Origin of the sequence: Streptomyces sp. B1866, assembly GCF_031932565.1 — a bacterium.
Lineage (GTDB): Bacteria > Actinomycetota > Actinomycetes > Streptomycetales > Streptomycetaceae > Streptomyces.
On the sequence record NZ_JAVSCF010000130.1, the window covers coordinates 1 to 18,010 of the forward strand.

At 76.7% G+C, this 18,010-nt stretch carries 15 protein-coding genes and 1 riboswitch; of the genes, 12 read left to right on the forward strand and 3 right to left on the reverse strand.

Annotated elements, in window-relative coordinates; all coding sequences use genetic code 11:
• Positions 1-34 precede the first annotated feature (34 nt).
• The gene (locus tag RKE29_RS17760) at positions 35-1,246 is read right to left on the reverse strand and encodes an MFS transporter (protein ID WP_312006401.1); all 1,212 of its coding nucleotides are present in this window, start codon (positions 1,244-1,246) and stop codon (positions 35-37) included.
• 331 nt (positions 1,247-1,577) lie between these two features.
• Positions 1,578-1,708: riboswitch (FMN riboswitch) on the forward strand.
• Positions 1,709-1,853: 145 nt separating this feature from the next.
• On the opposite strand from RKE29_RS17760, the gene ribD reads away from it, so the two are divergent.
• From ribD to RKE29_RS17805, 9 genes are all read left to right on the forward strand, one after another.
• A complete protein-coding gene (gene ribD / locus RKE29_RS17765; protein WP_312006402.1) occupies positions 1,854-2,969 on the forward strand; it encodes a bifunctional diaminohydroxyphosphoribosylaminopyrimidine deaminase/5-amino-6-(5-phosphoribosylamino)uracil reductase RibD in 1,116 nt (371 codons plus the stop codon).
• A gap of 1 nt (position 2,970) precedes the next feature.
• A complete protein-coding gene (locus RKE29_RS17770; protein WP_312006403.1) occupies positions 2,971-3,657 on the forward strand; it encodes a riboflavin synthase in 687 nt (228 codons plus the stop codon).
• Complete coding sequence (locus RKE29_RS17775; protein ID WP_312006404.1) at positions 3,654-5,081, forward strand: bifunctional 3,4-dihydroxy-2-butanone-4-phosphate synthase/GTP cyclohydrolase II; 1,428 nt, start codon at positions 3,654-3,656, stop codon at positions 5,079-5,081. The genes RKE29_RS17770 and RKE29_RS17775 overlap by 4 nt, the downstream gene beginning before the upstream one ends.
• A gap of 101 nt (positions 5,082-5,182) precedes the next feature.
• Positions 5,183-5,668: a 6,7-dimethyl-8-ribityllumazine synthase gene (gene ribH / locus RKE29_RS17780; RefSeq protein ID WP_312006405.1), complete on the forward strand. Its 486-nt coding sequence runs from the start codon at positions 5,183-5,185 to the stop codon at positions 5,666-5,668.
• Between the two features lie 132 nt (positions 5,669-5,800).
• Complete coding sequence (locus tag RKE29_RS17785) at positions 5,801-6,109, forward strand: phosphoribosyl-ATP diphosphatase (RefSeq protein WP_312006406.1); 309 nt, start codon at positions 5,801-5,803, stop codon at positions 6,107-6,109.
• A 95-nt stretch (positions 6,110-6,204) separates the two neighbouring features.
• Positions 6,205-7,053 (forward strand): ATP phosphoribosyltransferase, encoded by an 849-nt coding sequence (gene hisG / locus RKE29_RS17790; protein WP_312006407.1) that lies wholly within the window; start codon positions 6,205-6,207, stop codon positions 7,051-7,053.
• Positions 7,050-7,526, forward strand: a complete 477-nt coding sequence (locus tag RKE29_RS17795; protein WP_312006408.1) for a PH domain-containing protein — start codon at positions 7,050-7,052, stop codon at positions 7,524-7,526. The genes hisG and RKE29_RS17795 overlap by 4 nt, the downstream gene beginning before the upstream one ends.
• 181 nt (positions 7,527-7,707) lie before the next feature.
• Entirely contained in the window at positions 7,708-9,057 is a 1,350-nt protein-coding gene (locus tag RKE29_RS17800) for a hemolysin family protein (protein ID WP_312006409.1), read from the forward strand.
• Complete coding sequence (locus RKE29_RS17805) at positions 9,054-10,166, forward strand: hemolysin family protein (protein ID WP_312006410.1); 1,113 nt, start codon at positions 9,054-9,056, stop codon at positions 10,164-10,166. The genes RKE29_RS17800 and RKE29_RS17805 overlap by 4 nt, the downstream gene beginning before the upstream one ends.
• A gap of 20 nt (positions 10,167-10,186) precedes the next feature.
• Here RKE29_RS17805 and RKE29_RS17810 read toward each other — a convergent pair whose 3' ends face one another.
• A complete protein-coding gene (locus tag RKE29_RS17810; protein ID WP_312006411.1) occupies positions 10,187-12,085 on the reverse strand; it encodes an AAA family ATPase in 1,899 nt (632 codons plus the stop codon).
• An 892-nt stretch (positions 12,086-12,977) separates the two neighbouring features.
• Here RKE29_RS17810 and RKE29_RS17815 point away from each other — a divergent pair.
• Positions 12,978-14,339 carry a peptidase C39 family protein gene (locus tag RKE29_RS17815; protein ID WP_312006412.1) on the forward strand — a complete coding sequence of 454 codons (1,362 nt, stop codon included), beginning with the start codon at positions 12,978-12,980 and terminating at the stop codon, positions 14,337-14,339.
• A 333-nt stretch (positions 14,340-14,672) separates the two neighbouring features.
• On the forward strand, positions 14,673-16,850 hold the full coding sequence (locus RKE29_RS17820) for an EAL domain-containing protein (RefSeq protein ID WP_312006413.1): 2,178 nt from the start codon (positions 14,673-14,675) through the stop codon (positions 16,848-16,850).
• 217 nt (positions 16,851-17,067) lie between these two features.
• On the opposite strand, the gene RKE29_RS17825 is transcribed toward RKE29_RS17820, so the two are convergent.
• Positions 17,068-17,238, reverse strand: coding sequence for a hypothetical protein (locus RKE29_RS17825; protein WP_312006414.1), 171 nt, complete (start codon positions 17,236-17,238; stop codon positions 17,068-17,070).
• A 204-nt stretch (positions 17,239-17,442) separates the two neighbouring features.
• On the opposite strand from RKE29_RS17825, the gene RKE29_RS17830 reads away from it, so the two are divergent.
• Positions 17,443-18,010: PE-PGRS family protein (locus tag RKE29_RS17830; protein WP_312006415.1), on the forward strand; the 568-nt coding region annotated here is incomplete at its 3' end.

Sequence of the window (18,010 nt, forward strand, 5' to 3'; positions counted from 1 at the left end):
GGCGGCGGCCGGGCCGGTCGGCGGCGGCCGCCGGTCAGGAGCGCTCCGCCTCCCGGGCTGCCGCCCCGGCCGCCTCCCGGCCGCCGCCCCGGGCCGCGCCGTCCGGCCCGCGCAGCACGCCCGCGCCCGCGACCAGTCCCAGGCACAGCGCGGTGACCAGGCCGAAGGACGCGGTCAGCGACGTGGCGTCGGCGATCGAGCCGATCGCGGCCGGCGCCACCAGGCCCGAGGTGTACGTGACGGTGGCCACCCCCGCGATCGACTGGGCCGGGGCCGGCCCGCGCCGCCCGGCCGCGGCGAAGGCCAGCGGCACCACGACGGCCACCCCGAGTCCCAGCAGGCCGAACCCGGCGACGGCCTGGGCCGGGCCCGGCGCCGTGACCACCAGCAGGCCGCCCGCCGTCGCCGACACCCCGCCCGCCCGCACCGTCGCCACCGGGCCGAACCGGCCCACCACCGCGTCCCCCGCGAACCGGGCCGCGGCCATCGCGCAGGAGAAGGCCGCCGCGCACCCGGCGGCCAGGCCCGGCGAGGCCCCCAGCGCCTCCCGCAGGTAGACCGCCGACCAGTCCAGGCTCGCCCCCTCGGCGAACACCGCGCAGAAGCCCACCGCGCCGATCAGCAGCGCCGAGCGCGGCGGCAGGGCGAAGTGCGGCGGCGGCTCGCCGCCGGCGGCCGGCGGGTCCAGGACCCACCGGCAGGCCGCCGCGCCGAGCACCGCCAGCACGGCCGCCGCGCCGGCCAGGTGCCAGCGGGCGTCCGTGCCCGCGTGCGCCGCCGCCGTGCCCACCCCCGCCCCGAGCAGCGCGCCCGCGCTCCACATGCCGTGCAGCCCGGACATCACCGAGCGGCCCAGGCGCTCCTCGGTCTCCACGCCCAGGGCGTTCATCGCCACGTCGGCCATGCCCGCCGTGGCGCCGTAGACGAACAGCGCGCCGCACAGCACGGCCAGACCCGGGCTCAGCGCGGGCAGCGCCCCCGCCGCGCACCACAGGACGAGCAGGCCGCGCAGCGCGCGGCGGGCGCCGAAGCGGTGGCTGATCCGCCCGGCCAGCGGCATCGCGGCCGCCGCGCCGACCGCCGGGAAGGCGAGCGCCAGGCCGAGCTGCCCGGCGCCGAGCCCCGCGTGGTCCTGCACCCACGGCACCCGCGCGGCGAAGCCGCCGGTGACCGCGCCGTGCACGGCGAACACCGCGGCGACCGCCGGCCGCGCCCGGCCCCTCCCCGGCTGTCCGCCGCCGTCCATGCCCGTGCCTCCGTCCCCTCCCGCGCGGCTCCTCCCGCGCGGCTCCTCCCGCGCGGCTCCTCCCGCGCGGCTCCTCCCGCGCGGCTCGGCGCGCACGCCCGCTTCCGGCCACTATCCAGGAACGGCCCGGCCACCGGNGGCGCGCACGCCCGCTTCCGGCCACTATCCAGGAACGGCCCGGCCACCGGCACCCCGCCCGCCGCCGCGCGCACCGGGTCCGTACGAGCCCGTACGGACCGGCCCGGCCGCCCCGCGGGTGAGCGAGGACACAGGGGCGGGGCGCCCTCCGGGCCCCGTCCGCCGTGGCACACTGGGCCCGTACCAGTGACGTCAGCGCACTCCGGGGTCGGTGAAAATCCGAACCGGCGGTTATAGTCCGCGACCCGTCCGCCGCCAGCGGCCGGTTGACCAGGTGGAATTCCTGGACCGACGGTGAAAGTCCGGATGGGAGGCAGTGCGCGGCGGGTGGCACACCGGTGCGCCGCCGTCGGCGGCCTCCCCGCGGGGTGGCCTGGTCCGTACGGTCCCCGGCGCTCCCGGCAGTGGCGTTCCCGCTCAGGTGTCCCAGCCAGCCCCGGAGTCCGCGCCCCAGTGGCAGGAGGACCCGGTGGCCACCGCAGCCGAAGCCCAGGCGATGCGCCGCGCCGTCGCGCTCGCCGCGCGCGGCCTCGGCCACACCAGCCCCAACCCGGTCGTGGGCTGCGTCGTCCTGGACGCCGCGGGCGAGACGGCCGGCGAGGGCTGGCACCAGCGGGCGGGCGGCCCGCACGCCGAGGTCCACGCGCTGCGCGCGGCGGGCCCCCGGGCGCGCGGCGGCACCGCCGTCGTCACCCTCGAACCCTGCGCCCACACCGGCCGCACGGGCCCCTGCGCCCAGGCCCTCCTCGACGCCGGCGTCGCCCGCGTCGTCTACGCCGTCGCCGATCCGACGCCGGCCGCCGCGGGCGGCGCGGCCGTCCTCGCCGCGGCCGGCGTCGAGGTGGCGGGCGGCCTGCTCGCCGACGAGGCCGCGGCGGGCAACGCGGCCTGGCTGACGTCCGTGCGCCGCCGCCGCCCGTTCGTGCTGTGGAAGTACGCGGCCACGCTGGACGGCCGCAGCGCCGCCGCCGACGGCACCAGCCGCTGGATCACCTCGCCCGCCGCCCGCGCCGACGTGCACCGGCTGCGCGCCGAGGCCGACGCCGTCGTCGTCGGCTCCGGCACCGCCCGCGCGGACGATCCCCACCTCGCCGTACGGGACGTGCCCGGCGCGGCCCAGCCGCTGCGCGTCGTGGTGGACACCGCCGCCACCGCCGTCAAGCCCGGCGCCCGCGTCCTGGACGGCGCCGCGCCCACCCTGGTCGCGGTCGCCCGGGACGCCGGCGCGGCCGGCCACCTCGCCGGACGCGCCGCGGTGCTGCGGCTGCCGCGCGCCGCCGGCGGCCGCGGCCTGGACCTCGCCGCCCTGCTCGCCGCCCTGTACGAGCGCGGCGTGCGCTCGGTGCTGCTGGAGGGCGGGCCCACGCTCGCCGGGGCGTTCCTCGCCGCCGGCCTGGTCGACCGGGTCGTCGGCTACCTCGCCCCCGTCCTGCTCGGCGACGGCCCCGCCGCCCTCGGGCCGGCCGGGGTCGCCACCCTCGCGCAGGGCCTGCGGCTGCGGGTGACCGACACCGCGCGGCTCGGCCCCGACCTGCGGCTGACCGCCGTTCCCACCGCCACTCCCACCGCCACGGAGGAGAGCTGAAGTGTTCACCGGAATCGTCGAAGAGCTGGGTGAGGTCGCGGCCGTGGAAGACCTCGGCGACGCCTGTCGGTTCCGGCTGCGCGGCCCGCTGGTCACCGCCGACGCCCGGCACGGCGACTCGATAGCCGTCAACGGCGTGTGCCTGACGGTCGTGGAGGCGGCCGGGGACGAGTTCACCGCGGACGTCATGGCCGAGACCCTCAAGCGCTCCGGCCTGGGGACGCTGCGCCCCGGCGCCCGGGTCAACCTGGAGCGGGCGGTGCCCGCCGGCGGGCGGCTCGGCGGGCACATCGTGCAGGGCCACGTCGACGGCACCGGCACGATCCTGTCCCGCGAGCCCTCCGAGCACTGGGAGGTCGTCACCGTCTCCCTGCCGCTGGAGCTGAGCCGCTACGTGGCGGAGAAGGGCTCCATCACCGTCGACGGCGTCAGCCTCACCGTCGTCGGCGTGGGCGACGACTTCTTCACCGTCAGCCTCATCCCGACCACCCTCGCCCTCACCACCCTCGGCGCGCTGCGGCCCGGCGACCCGGTCAACCTCGAAGTGGACGTCCTGGCCAAGTACGTCGAGCGCATGCTGCGGCCCGCCGCACCGGCCGCCGCCGCACGCACCGCACCGGCCGCCGCCCCCGCCGCGGAGCCCCCCGCGGCAGCCTCCTCCGCCACCGACCCCAAGGACGCCGCATGATCTCCGCCGACCAGACCGGCGGTCCGCGCCGGGCCGCCCACCAGCCCACCACCCGCCCGGCCCGGGCCGTACCCCTGCGGCCCCGGACGGAGGCGGACGCCGGGCACCGGGTGGTGACCGCGCTGGACAGCGTCGCGGGCCTCACGGACGCCGACGTGTGGCCCGACGAGCTGGCCCTCGACCCCGTCGAGCGGGCCATCGACGATATCGCCGCGGGCCGCCCGGTCGTCGTCGTGGACGACGAGAGCCGGGAGAACGAGGGCGACCTGGTGGTGGCCGCGGAGAAGGCCACCCCGGAGATCGTCGCCTTCATGATGAGCGAGTGCCGCGGGCTGATCTGCGCGCCCATGGAGAGCGACGACCTGGACCGGCTGCGCCTGCCGCAGATGGTCGAGGACAACTCCGAGTCCATGAGCACGGCCTTCACCGTCTCCGTCGACGCCACCGCCACCTACGGCGTGACGACCGGCATCTCCGCCTCCGACCGGTCCACCACCCTGCGGCTGCTGGCCGACGCCCGCTCCGTGCCCGGCGACTTCGCGCGCCCGGGCCACGTCTTCCCGCTGCGCGCCCGCCCCGGCGGGGTGCTGACCCGCCCCGGCCACACCGAGGCCGGCGTGGACCTGGCCCGGCTCGCCGGGCTGCGGCCGGCCGCCGCGATCGTGGAGATCGCCGGCCCCGACGGAACGATGCTGCGGCTGCCCGAGCTGGTCGCCTTCGCCCGCCGGCACGGCCTGGCGATCATCTCCATCGAGGACCTGATCGCCTACCGCAGGGCCGCCGAGCCCACCGTGCGGCGCGAGGCGGCGACCCGGCTGCCCACCGCGCACGGCGAGTTCCGCGCGTACGGCTACCGGTCGACCGCCGACGGGGGCGAGCACCTGGCGCTCGTGCGGGGCGACCTCGGCGACGGGGAGAACGTGCTGGTGCGCGTCCACTCCGAGTGCCTGACCGGCGACGTCCTGCACTCGCTGCGCTGCGACTGCGGGCCGCAGCTGCACGCCGCCATGGAGCGGGTCACCGCCGAGGGCCGCGGCGTGGTGCTCTACCTGCGCGGCCACGAGGGGCGGGGCATCGGCCTGCTGTCCAAGCTGCGCGCGTACGAGTTGCAGGAGCGGGGCCGGGACACCCTGGACGCCAACCTGGAGCTCGGCCTGCCCGCCGACGCGCGCGACTACGCCGCGGGCGCCCAGATCCTCGCCGACCTGGGCGTGCGCTCGGTGCGCCTGATGACCAACAACCCCGAGAAGACCGCCGCCCTGATGCGGCACGGGCTGCGCGTCGTGGGGCGCGAGCCGGTGCCCGCGCAGGTCGGCGAGCACAACCTGCGCTACCTGCGCACCAAGCGGGACCGGATGGGCCACGACCTGCCGTGGCTGGACACCGAGCTCGCCGAGCCGGTGTCCGCCTGCGGCAACCACTAGCGGCCCGGGCCGCCGGGCGGCCTGCCGAGCCGTACCGGCCGCGCGGGCCGGGCCGGACCGGCGCCGGACCCACCAGAGAACAGCGACAAGGAGTGACGTACGTGAGCGGCAAGGGAGCGCCCGAGCTGTCCGTGGCGGACAGCGGCGACCTGCGCGTGGCCGTGGTGGCCGCGCAGTGGCACCAGAAGGTGATGGACGGGCTGGTGGACGGCGCCCTGCGGGCCGCCCGGGACCTCAAGCTCCCCGAGCCCCCCGTGCTGCGCGTGCCGGGCAGCTTCGAGCTGCCGGTCGCCGCGAAGGTGCTGGCGGCCCGCGGCTACGACGCGGTCGTCGCCCTCGGCGTCGTCATCCGCGGCGGCACGCCCCACTTCGACTACGTCTGCCAGGGCGTCACCCAGGGGCTCACGCAGGTCGGCCTGGACACCGGCGTGCCCGTCGGCTTCGGCGTGCTGACCTGCGACACCGAGGAGCAGGCCGTGGACCGGGCCGGTCTGGCCGGCTCCCGCGAGGACAAGGGCTACGAGGCGGTCACCGCGGCCGTGGCCACCGCCGTCGCGCTGCGCTCCGCGCCCGCCGCGGCGCGCTGAGGCCGCCGCCCGCGTCCCGCCGCGCCCGCCGTACGCGCCGCCACCGGGCTGCGCGGTGGTCGGCCGGGTCCGGCGGGCGGGTCCGGCGGGCGGGGGAGGACGCGGCGGGGGACCGCGTAGGCTAGGACCACCATGGCCGACAACACATCCACCGCTCCCGCGCGCCGGGAGGGCTCCAAGACGTTCGAGGAGCTGTTCGCCGAGCTGAGCCGCAAGGCGGCCGCCGGCGACCCCGCGACCTCCCGCACCGCCGAACTGGTGGGCAAGGGGGTGCACGCGATCGGGAAGAAGGTCGTCGAGGAGGCCGCCGAGGTGTGGATGGCCGCCGAGTACGAGGGCGCCGACCGCACCGCCGAGGAGATCTCCCAGCTGCTGTACCACCTTCAGGTGATGATGGTCGCCCGCGGCATCACCCTGGAGGACGTCTACGCCCACCTGTGAACCGCGGCCCCGCCGTACGTCCCCAAGCCCCGCCACCGCTCCGCCCCGGAGCATCCGCCCGTCAGCACCGCACCGCATCGCACGAAGGAAGCCCCATGCTGCGCATCGCCGTCCCCAACAAGGGTTCACTGTCCGAGCCTGCGGCGGAGATGCTCCATGAGGCGGGCTACCGGCAGCGCAAGGACCGCAGGGAGCTGGTGCTGGTCGACTCGGAGAACGGGGTGGAGTTCTTCTTCCTGCGCCCGCGCGACATCGCCGTCTACGTCGGCTCCGGCCGCCTGGACCTCGGCATCACCGGCCGCGACCTGCTGCTGGACTCCGGCTCCCAGGCCGAGGAGATCATGCAGCTCGGCTTCGCCGCCTCCACCTTCCACTACGCGACCCGGCCCGGCACGGCCCGCGGCGTGGCGGACCTGGGCGGTATGACGGTCGCCACGTCCTTCCCCGGCCTGGTCACCAAGCACCTCGCCGACCACGGCGTGGACGCCGCCGTGGTGCACCTGGACGGCGCCGTGGAGACCGCCATCGAGCTGGGCGTGGCCGAGGTCATCGCGGACGTGGTGGAGACCGGCACCACGCTGCGCAACGCGGGCCTGGAGGTCATCGGCGAGCCGATACTGCAGTCCGAGGCGATCGTGGTGCGCCGCACCGGGGAGAGCGCCGGCGACCCCAAGGTGCAGCAGTTCCTGCGCCGCATGCAGGGCGTGCTGGTCGCCCGGCGGTACGTGATGATGGACTACGACATCCGCGGCGAGCACGTCGAGCGCGCCGTCGCCCTCACCCCGGGCCTCCAGTCGCCCACCGTCTCCCCGCTGCACCGCGAGGGCTGGGTGGCCGTCCGCTCGATGGTGCCCACCAGGGACGCCCAGCGGATCATGGACGAGCTGTACGAGCTGGGCGCGCGGGCCATCCTCACCACCGGCATCCACGCCTGCCGGCTGTGAGCGGCGCCGCACCGGAGCCGGCCGCGCGCGCGGACCTGCCCCGCCTCCCGGTCACCTTCCGGCCCGCCCGCACCCGGGCCGTCCTGCTGACCGTCGGCGTGCTGGCCGCCGCGGCCGTCACCGGGGCCGGCCTGGCGCTGCCGCAGCTCGGCCCCGGGGAGAAGGCCACCTTCGCGCTGACCGGCCTGGTCTTCCTGGGCGTCCTGGCGCTGCTGGCCCGCCCCAGGGTGGTCGCCGACCGGCAGGGCCTGACCGTGGTCAACCTCACCACCCGGCGGCGGCTGGCCTGGGCCGAGGTGCTGCGCGTCAACCTGCGGCCGGGCGACCCGTGGGTGTACCTGGACCTGTCCGACGGCACCACCCTGCCGGCCATGGGCATCCAGCCCGGCATCGCCAGGGCCCGCGCGATCGGCGACGCGCGAACCCTGCGCGCGCTCGCCGATGAGTACGGCAGCGGGTCGCGGCCGCGCTGACGGCCCTGCCGTCACCCGGGGTTCCTTGATTACCCTGGTGCTCAGGGCCGCTCCCGCGCCCCTGCCCGCCGCCCCCGCTGCCGGGCCCCCTGCGACCCGAGGAGTGACTCCCTCCGGCGATGGACGGACCGTCCTGTAGTACCCCCGCCGCCCCTCCCGCGCTGCACGCGGAGGCGGCGGCATGAGCGTCACCGTGACCCTTCTGCCGCTCGCGGCAGCCTGCCTTCTGATCCTGGCCAACGGCTTCTTCGTGGCCGCCGAGTTCGGCCTGGTCACCGTCGAGCGGCCGGACGCCGAGCGGGCCGCCGCCGCGGGCGACCGCCGCGCCCGCGGCGTCGTGGCGGCGCTGCGGGAGCTGTCCTTCCAGCTCTCCGGCACCCAGCTCGGCATCACCATCACCTCCCTGGTGGTCGGCATGCTGGCCGAGCCCGCGCTCGCCGCCCTGCTGCGCGGCCCGCTGACCGCCACCGGCCTGCCCTCCGGAGCCGTCTCCGGGCTGGCCGTCGTCGTCGGCATGCTGGTGGCCTCCGCCGTCCAGATGGTCGTCGGCGAACTCGTGCCCAAGAACTGGGCGGTCTCCCGGCCGCTGCACGTGGCGCGGTTCGTCGCCGGGCCGCAGGCCGCCTTCTCCCGCTTCTTCCGCCCCGTCATCGCCCTGCTCAACGCGGTCGCCAACCGCCTCGTACGGGCCCTGGGCGTGGAGCCGGCCGAGGAGCTGGCCTCGGCCCGCACCCCCGGCGAACTGGTCTCGCTGGCCCGGCACTCGGCGCGGGCCGGGGCGATCGAGCAGGACACCGCCGACCTGTTCGTGCGCACCCTGTCGCTGGGCGGGCTGACGGCGCAGCAGGTGATGACCCCCCGGGTGCGGGTCAGCGCCCTGCAGTCCACGGCCACCGCCGAGGACGTCCTGAACCTGACCCGCGCCACCGGCCTGTCCCGCTTCCCGGTGTACCGCGACCGGCTGGACGAGGTGATCGGCATGGTGCACCTGAAGGACGCCCTCGCGGTGCCCGCCGCCGAGCGGCTGCGCACCCCCGCCGGGGGCATCGCCCAGCCGCCGCTGCTGGTGCCGGAGACGCTGCCGGTGGAGCGGCTGCTGGAGCGGCTGCGCAGCGAGCAGCCCATAGCCGTCGTCGTGGACGAGTACGGCGGCACGGCGGGCGTCGTCACGCTGGAGGACATCGTCGAGGAGCTGGTCGGCGAGGTCCGCGACGAGCACGACGACGAGGCCGCCGACACCCCCGACCTCCTTCCGGCCGCCGCCGACGACGACGGCCGCCCCGCCTGGGACGCGGACGGCGGCTGCCGGGTCGACGCGCTGCGCGCCATCGGGCTCCAGGTCCCGGACGGCCCGTACGAGACGGTCGCCGGGCTGGTCGCCGACCGCCTGGCCCGCATCCCCGCCCCCGGCGACACCGTGCGCCTGCCGGGCTGGAAGCTGACCGTCCGGCAGGTGGGCCACCACCGTGCCGAGCGGGTGCGGATCGTCCGCGCCGCGCAGGCCGCCCCGGCTGCCGAGGACGGGCGATGACCGCCGTCCAACTCCTGTTCGCCGCCCTGCTGGTGCTGGCCAACGGCTTCTTCGTCGGCGCCGAGTTCGCGCTGGTGTCCGTGCGCCGCAGCCAGATCGAGCCGCGCGCGGCCGAGGGCTCGGCCCGCGCCCGTACCGTGCTGACCGGCCTGGAGAACCTGCCGCAGATGATGGCGGCCGCGCAGTTCGGCATCACCGTCTGCTCGCTGACGCTGGGCGCGGTGGCCGAGCCGACCGTCGCCCACCTGCTGGAACCGGGCTTCCACGCCGTGCACCTGCCCGAGCAGCTGGTGCACCCCCTCGGCTACGCCATCGCGCTCGCCGTCGTGGTGTGCCTGCACCTGGTCATCGGCGAGATGGTGCCCAAGAACCTGGCCATGGCCGCGCCGGAGAGGACCGCGCTGTGGCTGGCGCCCGGCCTGGTGGCCTTCGCGGGGCTGTGCCGCCCGGTCACCGCGCTGCTCGGCGCGTGCGCGCGGGTGGTGCTGCGGCTGTTCCGCGTCGAGCCCAAGGACGAGGTCGAGGCCGTGTTCACCAGCGAGCAGCTGACCCACCTGGTGGAGGACTCCCGGCAGGCCGGGCTGCTCGACCCCGGCGAGCACGAGCGGCTGGCCGACGCCCTGGAGCTGGGCAGCCGGCCGGTCACGGACGTGCTGCTGGACCCGGCCGGGCTGGTCACCGTCGGCCCGGAGGTCACCCCCCGCCGCATCGAGGAGCTGACCGTGCGCACCGGCTACTCGCGGTTCCCGGTGCGCGAGCCCGGCGGCGCCTTCCTGGGCTACCTGCACGTCAAGGACGTCCTGGACCTGGAGGAGCGGGAGCGGCCGGTGCCCCGGCACGTGTGGCGGCCGATCGGCACGCTGCGCGCCGAGCTGCCCCTGGACGACGCGCTGACCGCCATGCGCCGCGCGGCCGCGCACCTGGCGGCCGTGGCCGACGCCTCGGGCCGGGTGCTGGGCCTGGTGGCCCTGGAGGACGTGCTGGAGAAGCTGGTGGGCGAGGTGCGCGACCCCTCCCACCGCACGGCCGTGCGGTCCCGGCAGCGCTCCGGGCCGCCGTCGCCGCCCGCCGAGGGCGCGGCGGAGTCGGTGCCCGTCTCCGTCACCTGACGCCCCCGCCGGCCGGGGTCCTACGGCAGCGGCGGGTCCTTCGGGTCGCGGTCCATCGGGCCGCGGCCCGACAGGACCTCGCCGTAGGCCTGCATCAGGTCCGGCAGCCGCAGCGTGGCCAGGTCCTCCCGGGACGGCGTGCCGGTCCAGGTGGACAGCCTGAGGTCGCGGTAGGCGCAGCTCTTCTCGTACAGCGTGCGCAGGAAGCGGCCGTTGCCCAGCTCGTCCACCCAGCCCTGGGCGACCACGTGCCCGCTGATGCTGCGCAGCTCGTCGACGGCCTCCTCGTCCCACACGTCGCCGTTCTCCCCGGCCAGCACCTCGCCTATCCGGGTCAGCTCCAGCGGCCGGTAGCTGGGGAAGTCGACGCGCGTCGTGAACCGCGAGCTGAGGCCGGGGTTGGCGGCCAGCAGCCGGTCCATGCCCTCCGGGTAGCCCGCGAGGATGACCACGAGCCGGTCCCGGTTGTCCTCGGCGCGCTTGAGCAGCACCTGAAGGGCCTCGTCGCCGTACGCGTCGCCCTTGGTGTAGCCGGAGTTGGACAGGCTGTACGCCTCGTCCACGAACAGCACCCCGCCCAGCGCCGAGTCGATCAGCTCGTTGGCCTTCACCGCGGTCTGGCCCAGGTACTCGCCGACCAGGTCGGCGCGGCCGGCCTCCACCAGGTGGTCGCCGCCGAGCAGTCCCAGCGCGTAGAACACGCGGCCGAGGATGCGCGCGACCGTGGTCTTGCCCGTCCCGGACGGGCCGGAGAAGACGAAGTGCCGCTTCGGCGGCTGCACGGGCAGGCCCTGGCCGGCCCGCAGCCGGGCCATGTGCAGCTGCGCCGACAGCGCCCGCACCTGGCGCTTGACCGGCTCCAGGCCGACCATGCGCTCCAGCTCCTTCAGCGCGCTCTCCAGCAGCGCCGGGTCGGAGGGGCCCGGCTGCACGGGCACGGTGGTCCGCTCGCGCGGCCCGTCGGCGCCCATCACGGGCGCCATGCCCAGCGGCACGGCCGGGTCGGCGCCGGGGCCGCGCGGGTCGCGCGCCGGGTCCGGGTCGGCCGCGGGCAGCGGATCGGGGTCGGCGGCGGCGCCGTCCCGGGCGTCCACGGCGTCCTGGGCGCCGAATCCGGCCAGCGACACCGCGGCCAGGTCGGCGGGCTCGTCGAGCCCGTCCCCCTCCGCGATCGCCGCCAGCCGCGCGGCGGTGTCCATGAACGTCGGGTCGATGCGGTGCACGGCCCGGTACAGCGGCAGCGCGGCGGCGGTGCGGCCGGTGCCCTCGTGGGCGCGCGCCAGCCAGTAGCGCAGCTCCTTGCGCTGCGGCTGCTCACTGCGGCAGCGCATCAGGGCGGCGGCCAGCAGCGGCTCGGCCTGCCCGTACATCTCCAGGCGGACCCGGGCCATGCCGGCGAACAGGCCCGCCTCGATGCCCAGTAAGGCGTCCTCCAGCAGCGGCTCGGTGTGCCGGACCAGCTGGTCCCAGTCCTTGACCAGGTAGGCGCGGCAGGCGTGCAGGAACCGCGCCTGCGGGTCGGCCTCCACCGGCGGGCAGGCGGCCAGCGCCCGGTCCAGCTCGGGGACGTGGCGGCTGTCGAGCCAGTGCGAGGCGTGGGCGAGCAGCAGGTCGCGGCCGGTCTCCAGCACCGGCTGCACCCACCAGCCGAGCCAGTACCAGGAGTTGAGGGTGCGTCGGTGCCGGGCGCGCTGCTCGCCGAAGCGGTCGCGGTGCCGGTACATCCGCAGCAGCGCGGTGGCGGTGTCGGCGCGCAGCGCGTGCAGGCCCAGCCACGCGTCGGCCATGCCAGGATCGTGCCGCACCGCGGCCCGGAACTCGTCCTCGGCCTGCGCGTACGCCCCCACGGTGTAGGCGTCGACGGCGCGCAGCCAGGCGAGGTCGGCCGGGGCGTGCGAGCCCTGGGTGCCGAAATCCATCACGTCCCCCAACAAACCCTGCCCCATGAAGCTAGCCGCTGGGGCGTGCCGCCCCTTGTCGATCGTACCTGCGCAGGCGGCATGAACCGAGGGTGCCGCACTGCTGTTCGTACGGGACCCGGGGGCTCGGGGCGGGTGCGTGCAGGGCGCACGGGGGGCGCGCGGAGCCGACGCCGTGGTGACCGAACGTAAGGGGTGCATAAGCCACTGAACGGGGGCAGACGCGCGCATGCCGGATGGGCGGCCGGGGGGCGGGGCAGGACGGAGCCCCCGGTCACGGGGGAACAACCGGGGGCTCCGCGCTGTCGGGCGACTCGTACGAGTCACACATTGAGAACGTAAATCCTGTATGGCCCCGGGTCAAGCCGCCTTAGGACGCTTGTCACGCCCCGGGCGGAATGCTCGGCTCCGTGCTGGGGTCGTCGCCGGGTCGTCCGTCACGGACCGTGAACCCTCCCGTCCGACCCGGCGACCGCGCCCGCCCCACGAGCACCGCATACCCCACCGGCCGCTGCGGTATCAGCCCGTCGGCGTCGGCCCGCCGTGCGAGGCCGGGTCGCCAGGGTAGGGCACCGGGCGCCGCCGAGCGCCGCCGACGGGTGCCCGGCGAAGGCCGTCCCGCCGAGCCTCGTGCCGCTCCCGGCGGCGGGGCGGCGGCGCCCAGGGAGCGGGCGGTGGCCGTCCCCCCGGCTTACGGCCCCGGCGTCCCGCCCGGCGTGCGCCCCGCGCGCCGCCCGGCCTCCGCCAGTGGTCCACGCCAATATTGACGGCGAGCCGCGGCGGGAATCACTGGCCTGCGGCCCCGGCCACCAGCCATAGTTAGGCACCTGCCGCAGCCACGTACCGACCGCCGCGCCGCCCCGACCGCCGACCACGACTGGGGGACACCGCCATGACCAGATCCGTCCGCCCGCCCCGCCGCACCCTGCTCGCGGCCGCCCTCGGCGCGGCCGTCGCCGCGACCGCCGCTCCCGCCGGAGCCGCCACCCGTCCGCCCCGAAAGCCTCCCGGGAGCCCCGTGGACTACCACGGCTGGAGCACGTACGCCGACTGGCACCGCGGCGCCGGCGCGGGCGTCCGCGCCGAGGGCGGCCCGCGGCCCGGCGTGCGCCTGGCGCGCCCGGTCGGCGCGGTCGACTACACCGACCCGCACACCGGCACCACCGCCTCCTGGGATTACGGGACCTGGACCTCCCCGGAGCACACCCTGCGGGTGCCCGCCACCGAGGCCATCGCCTCCTGGAGCGCCCGTACCCCGCCCGGCACCTGGATCCAGGTCGAGCTGCGCGCCGCCTACACCGACGGCACCGACTCGCCCTGGTACGTGCTGGGCCGCTGGACGTCCGACGACAGCGGCGCCGCCGTCCGGCGCACCTCCGTCGACGGCCAGGGCGACGGGAAGACCGCCGTCTCCACCGACACCGTCGCCGTCGACGCGCCCGCGACCGGCCTGCGGATGGTCTCCTACCGGCTGCGGCTGACCCTGTACCGCCGGCGGGGCGGCACGGCCACGCCCACCGTGTGGCGCGTGGGCGCCATGGGCTCCGACATCCCGGACCGCTTCGAGGTGCCCGCCAGCGCGCCGGGCGCGGGCGCGGGCCGCGAACTGCTCGTACCGCGCTACTCGCAGGACATCCACGACGGCCAGTACCCGCAGTACGACGGCGGCGGCGAGGCCTGGTGCAGCCCCGCCTCCTCGCAGATGGTCATCGAGTACTGGGGCCGCCGGCCCAGCGCCGAGGACCTGGCCTGGGTCGACCCCGGCTACGCCGACCCGCAGGTGTGCCACGCCGCCCGCCAGACCTACGACTACCAGTACAAGGGCTGCGGCAACTGGCCGTTCAACGCCGCCTACGCCGCCACGTACCACGGCCTGCAGGGCGTGGTGACCCGGCTCGGCTCGCTGCGTGACGCCGAGCGCCTGGTCGCCGCGGGCATTCCGCTGATCACCTCTCAGTCCTTCCTGAAGGAGGAGCTGGACGGCGCGGGCTACGGCACCTCAGGCCATCTGATGACGGTGATCGGCTTCACGGCGGACGGCGATGTCATCGCCAACGACCCGGCGTCGCCCGACAACGCCGCCGTCCGGCGCGTCTACAAGCGCCGCCAGTGGGAGAACATCTGGCTGCGCACCAAGCGCCGCAACGCGCAGGGCGCGGTCGTCTCCGGCACCGGCGGCGTGTGCTACCTCTACTTTCCGGCCAAACTCAGCGTGGCTCAGAAGCACGCGCTCGCGTCCGTCGGCGTGCGCTGACCCGGCCGGGCCGGCGCCCCCGGGCGGCCCCGCACGCAGCCGGGCAGCGGGCGGCGCCCGGCCGACGCGGGCCGCGGCACCGCCCGTCGGCCCGGTCCGGTGGCCTCTTAGATCCGAACAAGGATCAACAATCTCGGTACGGACGCGGGTTGCCGTGCCGCTCGTCCCCGTGCTCCACTTCCCCGAGGACGCGGACGACCCCCAGGGCGGCGCTGGAAGAAGCCGGAAGAGGGCGGAGGAAGTGCAGGACGTGTACGGGCGGCCGGACGGCGCCGACGGCGCAGGCGAGAACGCGACGGCCCGCGGCGGCCGGGCAGGGGTGAGGCACGCGATATGAGTTCGGGAAAGGTCGGGCCGAGAGACCAGCAGGGCGCCACGCGGGCCGGGGACCACCGATTGCGGCGCTTCGCGGCGATCTGGGCCCGGGCGATCCACCCCAGCGTGCAGCCGCCCCTGGCCCTCGCCGAACTGGAGGCGCGGCTGCTGCCGCTGGCCGGCCTGCTGTGCGGCGCCCTGCTGTCCGAACCCTTCGACGCCCAGGCCGCCGACGCGGTCGGCGCCGCGCTGGTGGACGCGCACTGCGCCGAGCCCGAGGCCCTGGTGCCGGTCCTCGGCGTGGTCGACACCCACCTGGCGCCCTACTGCGCGCCCGAACCGCCGATGCCCGAGGAGGAGATCCGGGCCCGCTGCGCCCGGCTCCAGCACGCGCTCGCGGCCGGATTCGTACGCGAGCTGCGGGAGCGCGCCCGCGCCGAGCAGGCGGCCGCCTCCCGGGCCGCGCTCGACGCCCGGCGCGAGGCGGAGCAGGCGCTGCACTCCAGCGAGGCCAGGTTCCGCGCGGTGTTCGAGGGCACGGTCATCGGCGTCGGGATCGCCCGGCTCGACGGCGAGGTCGTCGTCGCCAACGAGGCCATGGAGCGGATCCTGGGCGGCGCGGCCCACTTCGACGAGTGCCGCAACGTCGCCGAGTGCCTGAGCGCGCACGGCCCGCCCGAGCTGTCCGAGCTGTACCAGGAGCTGGTCACCGGCCGCCGCGACCACTTCCGCGTGGAGCAGCCCCTGTACCGCCCCGACGGCAGCGTGGTGTGGACCGACCTGACGGTCAGCCTGCTGCGGGACGCGGCCGGCACCCCGCAGTACCAGCTGGCCGTCACCCAGGACGTCACCGAGCGGCGGCTGCTGCGCGAGCGGCTGCGCTACGAGGCCACCCACGACCCGCTCACCGGCCTGCCCAACCGCGCCCTGTTCACCGAACGGCTGGACCAGGCGCTGGCCGCCGACTCCGGCGCCGAGCACTTCGGCGTGTGCTATCTGGACCTCGACGGCTTCCGCGCCGTCAACGACGGCTACGGGCACACCGTCGGCGAGCAGGTGCTCGCCGCCGTCGCCGAGCGCCTGCAGGCGTGCCTGCGCAGCCCGGACGAGCTGCTGGCGCGGGTCGGCGGCGACGAGTTCGTCGGCCTGGTCACCGGACCCGCGGCGCGGGCCGCCGGCGGGGTGGCCCTGGCCCGCCGGATGCTGGCCGCGCTGGCCGAGCCGGTGCGCGTCGACGGCCGCGAGCTGCTGGTGCGCGCCAGCATCGGCGTCGTCGAGGGGCGGGCCGGGGAGCTGGGCCAGGCCGAGGTGCTGCGCAGCGCCGACATCTCCATGTACCGGGCCAAGTCGGCGGGCGGCAACCGCTACGAACTCGCCGACGACGACTCCATCGCCCGCGCCATCGTCCGCCACAGCCTCACCAACGGGCTGCCCGCCGCGCTGGACAACGGCGAGTTCTTCATCGAGTACCAGCCGCTGGTGCGGCTCGCCGACGGCCGGGTGCGCGGCGCCGAGGCGCTGGTGCGCTGGCTGCACCCGGTGCACGGCGTCCTCGGCCCCGACCAGTTCATCCCGCTGGCCGAGTCCACCGGCCTGATCGTGCCGCTGGGCCGCTGGGTCCTCCAGGAGGCCGCCCGGCAGGCCCGCCACTGGGCGGACGCCGCCGAGGGCGACTCCCACGACCTGCGCGTCAACGTCAACCTCTCGCCCTGCCAGCTCAGCCACCCCGCGCTGGTGCGGGACACGGTCGCCGTGCTGGAGGAGGCCGGGCTGTGCGCCAGCGCGCTGTGCCTGGAGGTCACCGAGAACGCGCTGATCGGCGCCGACGAGGACGCCCTGCGGCCGCTGCGCCAGCTCGCCGACCTCGGCATGGAGATCGCGCTGGACGACTTCGGCACCGGCTACTCGAACCTGTCGTACCTGCGCAGGCTCCCGGTCAGCACGCTCAAGCTCGACCGGTCCTTCACGCGCGGCATGCAGCGCGACCCCGCCGACCCGGTCGACGTCAAGATCGTCGAAGGCATCGTCTCGCTCGCGCACACCCTGGACCTGACCGTGACGGTCGAGGGCGTGGAGACCGGCACCCAGGCCGAGTACCTGCGCGAGCTGGGCTGCGACACGGCCCAGGGCTGGTACTACGCCCGGCCGGGCCCGCCCGAACTGCTGCACACCCTCGCCCTGGCGGACGCCAGCTGAGTCTCCGGCCGGCCGCGGGTATCCGAGGCCGCGTCGGCTGAGGCCAGGTCAGGTCGGCCCCGAGTGAGGCCGACCCAGGTGAGGTCGGCTCAGGTGACGTCGGCCCAGGTGAGGTCGGGCCGCGTCCGGCCGGGTCCGGTGCGGACCGGCCGCGCCGGACGGCCGACCGCCGCCGGGGCGGTCCGGGCCCGGGCGCACCAGGTCAGGTCCTGCCCCGTCACGCCGCACCGGCCGTCGGGCGGGCGGCGTCCGCCGCGCGCGCGGCGCACACCGGCCGCTGCGCCGCGCCGGGCGGCGAGGGGTAGCCGCACGAGTGGCAGATCTTCCACCCGTCCTGGTTCGATACGAGCAGACCGCCGCCGCAGCCGGGACACTGCTCTGCGCCCATGTTCGGTCCTCCTCCTCGGGCACGCCGGCGGACCAGCCGTACGCACGCTCTCCGCCGGTTTGATGCCCCTGTATCGCCCGGAACAAGCCCTGATGTCCGCTCCCTGCCAGTTGTAGCGCGCAGCCACACCCGTGCGCCCCTCACACACCGTCAACGCGCCCCCGGCAGGCTTCGCGTGGCCCCCGGGTGCGACCATGAGGGCTCATGGAGGCGGGGCGCGCGCTGCGGGCGCTGCGGGCCGCGGTGTTCGCAGCGGTCTGCGTGCTGCTCGCCGCGCTGGGCCACGCGGTGATGTCCGGCGCGGGCGTCCCCTGGCGGACCGTCACCGCCGCGTGGGCGGCCACCGGCGCCGCCGCGTGGTGCCTGGCCGGCCGGGAGCGTGGTCCGCTGCTGGTCACCGCCGCGACCGTGGGCGCGCAGACCGCCCTGCACGCCGCCTTCGGCCACGCCCAGCGCGCCGCGGCCCACGCCGCGCACGCCGTCCACGCCGCGCACGCCGGCGGCCTGCCGCCGTCCGGCGGGATGTCCGCGCCCGCCGTGCCGTCCGCGCACGGCATGCCGCCGGTGACGGTGTGCGGGCACGCCCACCTCGCGCACACGGCCGCGGGCGGCCCGCCCCTGGCCATGGCCGGGCACGGCGGGCACGGGAGCGGGCCCGGCATGTGGTCCGCCCACGTGCTGGCCGCGCTGGTCTGCGGCGCGTGGCTCTCGGGCGGCGAGCGGGCCGCCTTCCGGCTCCTGCGGGCCCTGGCCGTCCGCCTGCTCGCCTGCG

Excerpts from the sequence above, each read along its gene's own strand:
- RKE29_RS17760 (WP_312006401.1), bottom strand. The coding sequence starts at position 1,246 with ATGGACGGCGGCGGACAGCCGGGGAGGGGCCGGGCGCGGCCGGCGGTC.
- RKE29_RS17775 (WP_312006404.1), top strand. The coding sequence starts at position 3,654 with ATGATCTCCGCCGACCAGACCGGCGGTCCGCGCCGGGCCGCCCACCAG.
- RKE29_RS17785 (WP_312006406.1), top strand. The coding sequence starts at position 5,801 with ATGGCCGACAACACATCCACCGCTCCCGCGCGCCGGGAGGGCTCCAAG.
- hisG (WP_312006407.1), top strand. The coding sequence starts at position 6,205 with ATGCTGCGCATCGCCGTCCCCAACAAGGGTTCACTGTCCGAGCCTGCG.
- RKE29_RS17800 (WP_312006409.1), top strand. The coding sequence starts at position 7,708 with ATGAGCGTCACCGTGACCCTTCTGCCGCTCGCGGCAGCCTGCCTTCTG.
- RKE29_RS17805 (WP_312006410.1), top strand. The coding sequence starts at position 9,054 with ATGACCGCCGTCCAACTCCTGTTCGCCGCCCTGCTGGTGCTGGCCAAC.
- RKE29_RS17810 (WP_312006411.1), bottom strand. The coding sequence starts at position 12,085 with ATGGATTTCGGCACCCAGGGCTCGCACGCCCCGGCCGACCTCGCCTGG.
- RKE29_RS17815 (WP_312006412.1), top strand. The coding sequence starts at position 12,978 with ATGACCAGATCCGTCCGCCCGCCCCGCCGCACCCTGCTCGCGGCCGCC.
- RKE29_RS17820 (WP_312006413.1), top strand. The coding sequence starts at position 14,673 with ATGAGTTCGGGAAAGGTCGGGCCGAGAGACCAGCAGGGCGCCACGCGG.
- RKE29_RS17825 (WP_312006414.1), bottom strand. The coding sequence starts at position 17,238 with ATGGGCGCAGAGCAGTGTCCCGGCTGCGGCGGCGGTCTGCTCGTATCG.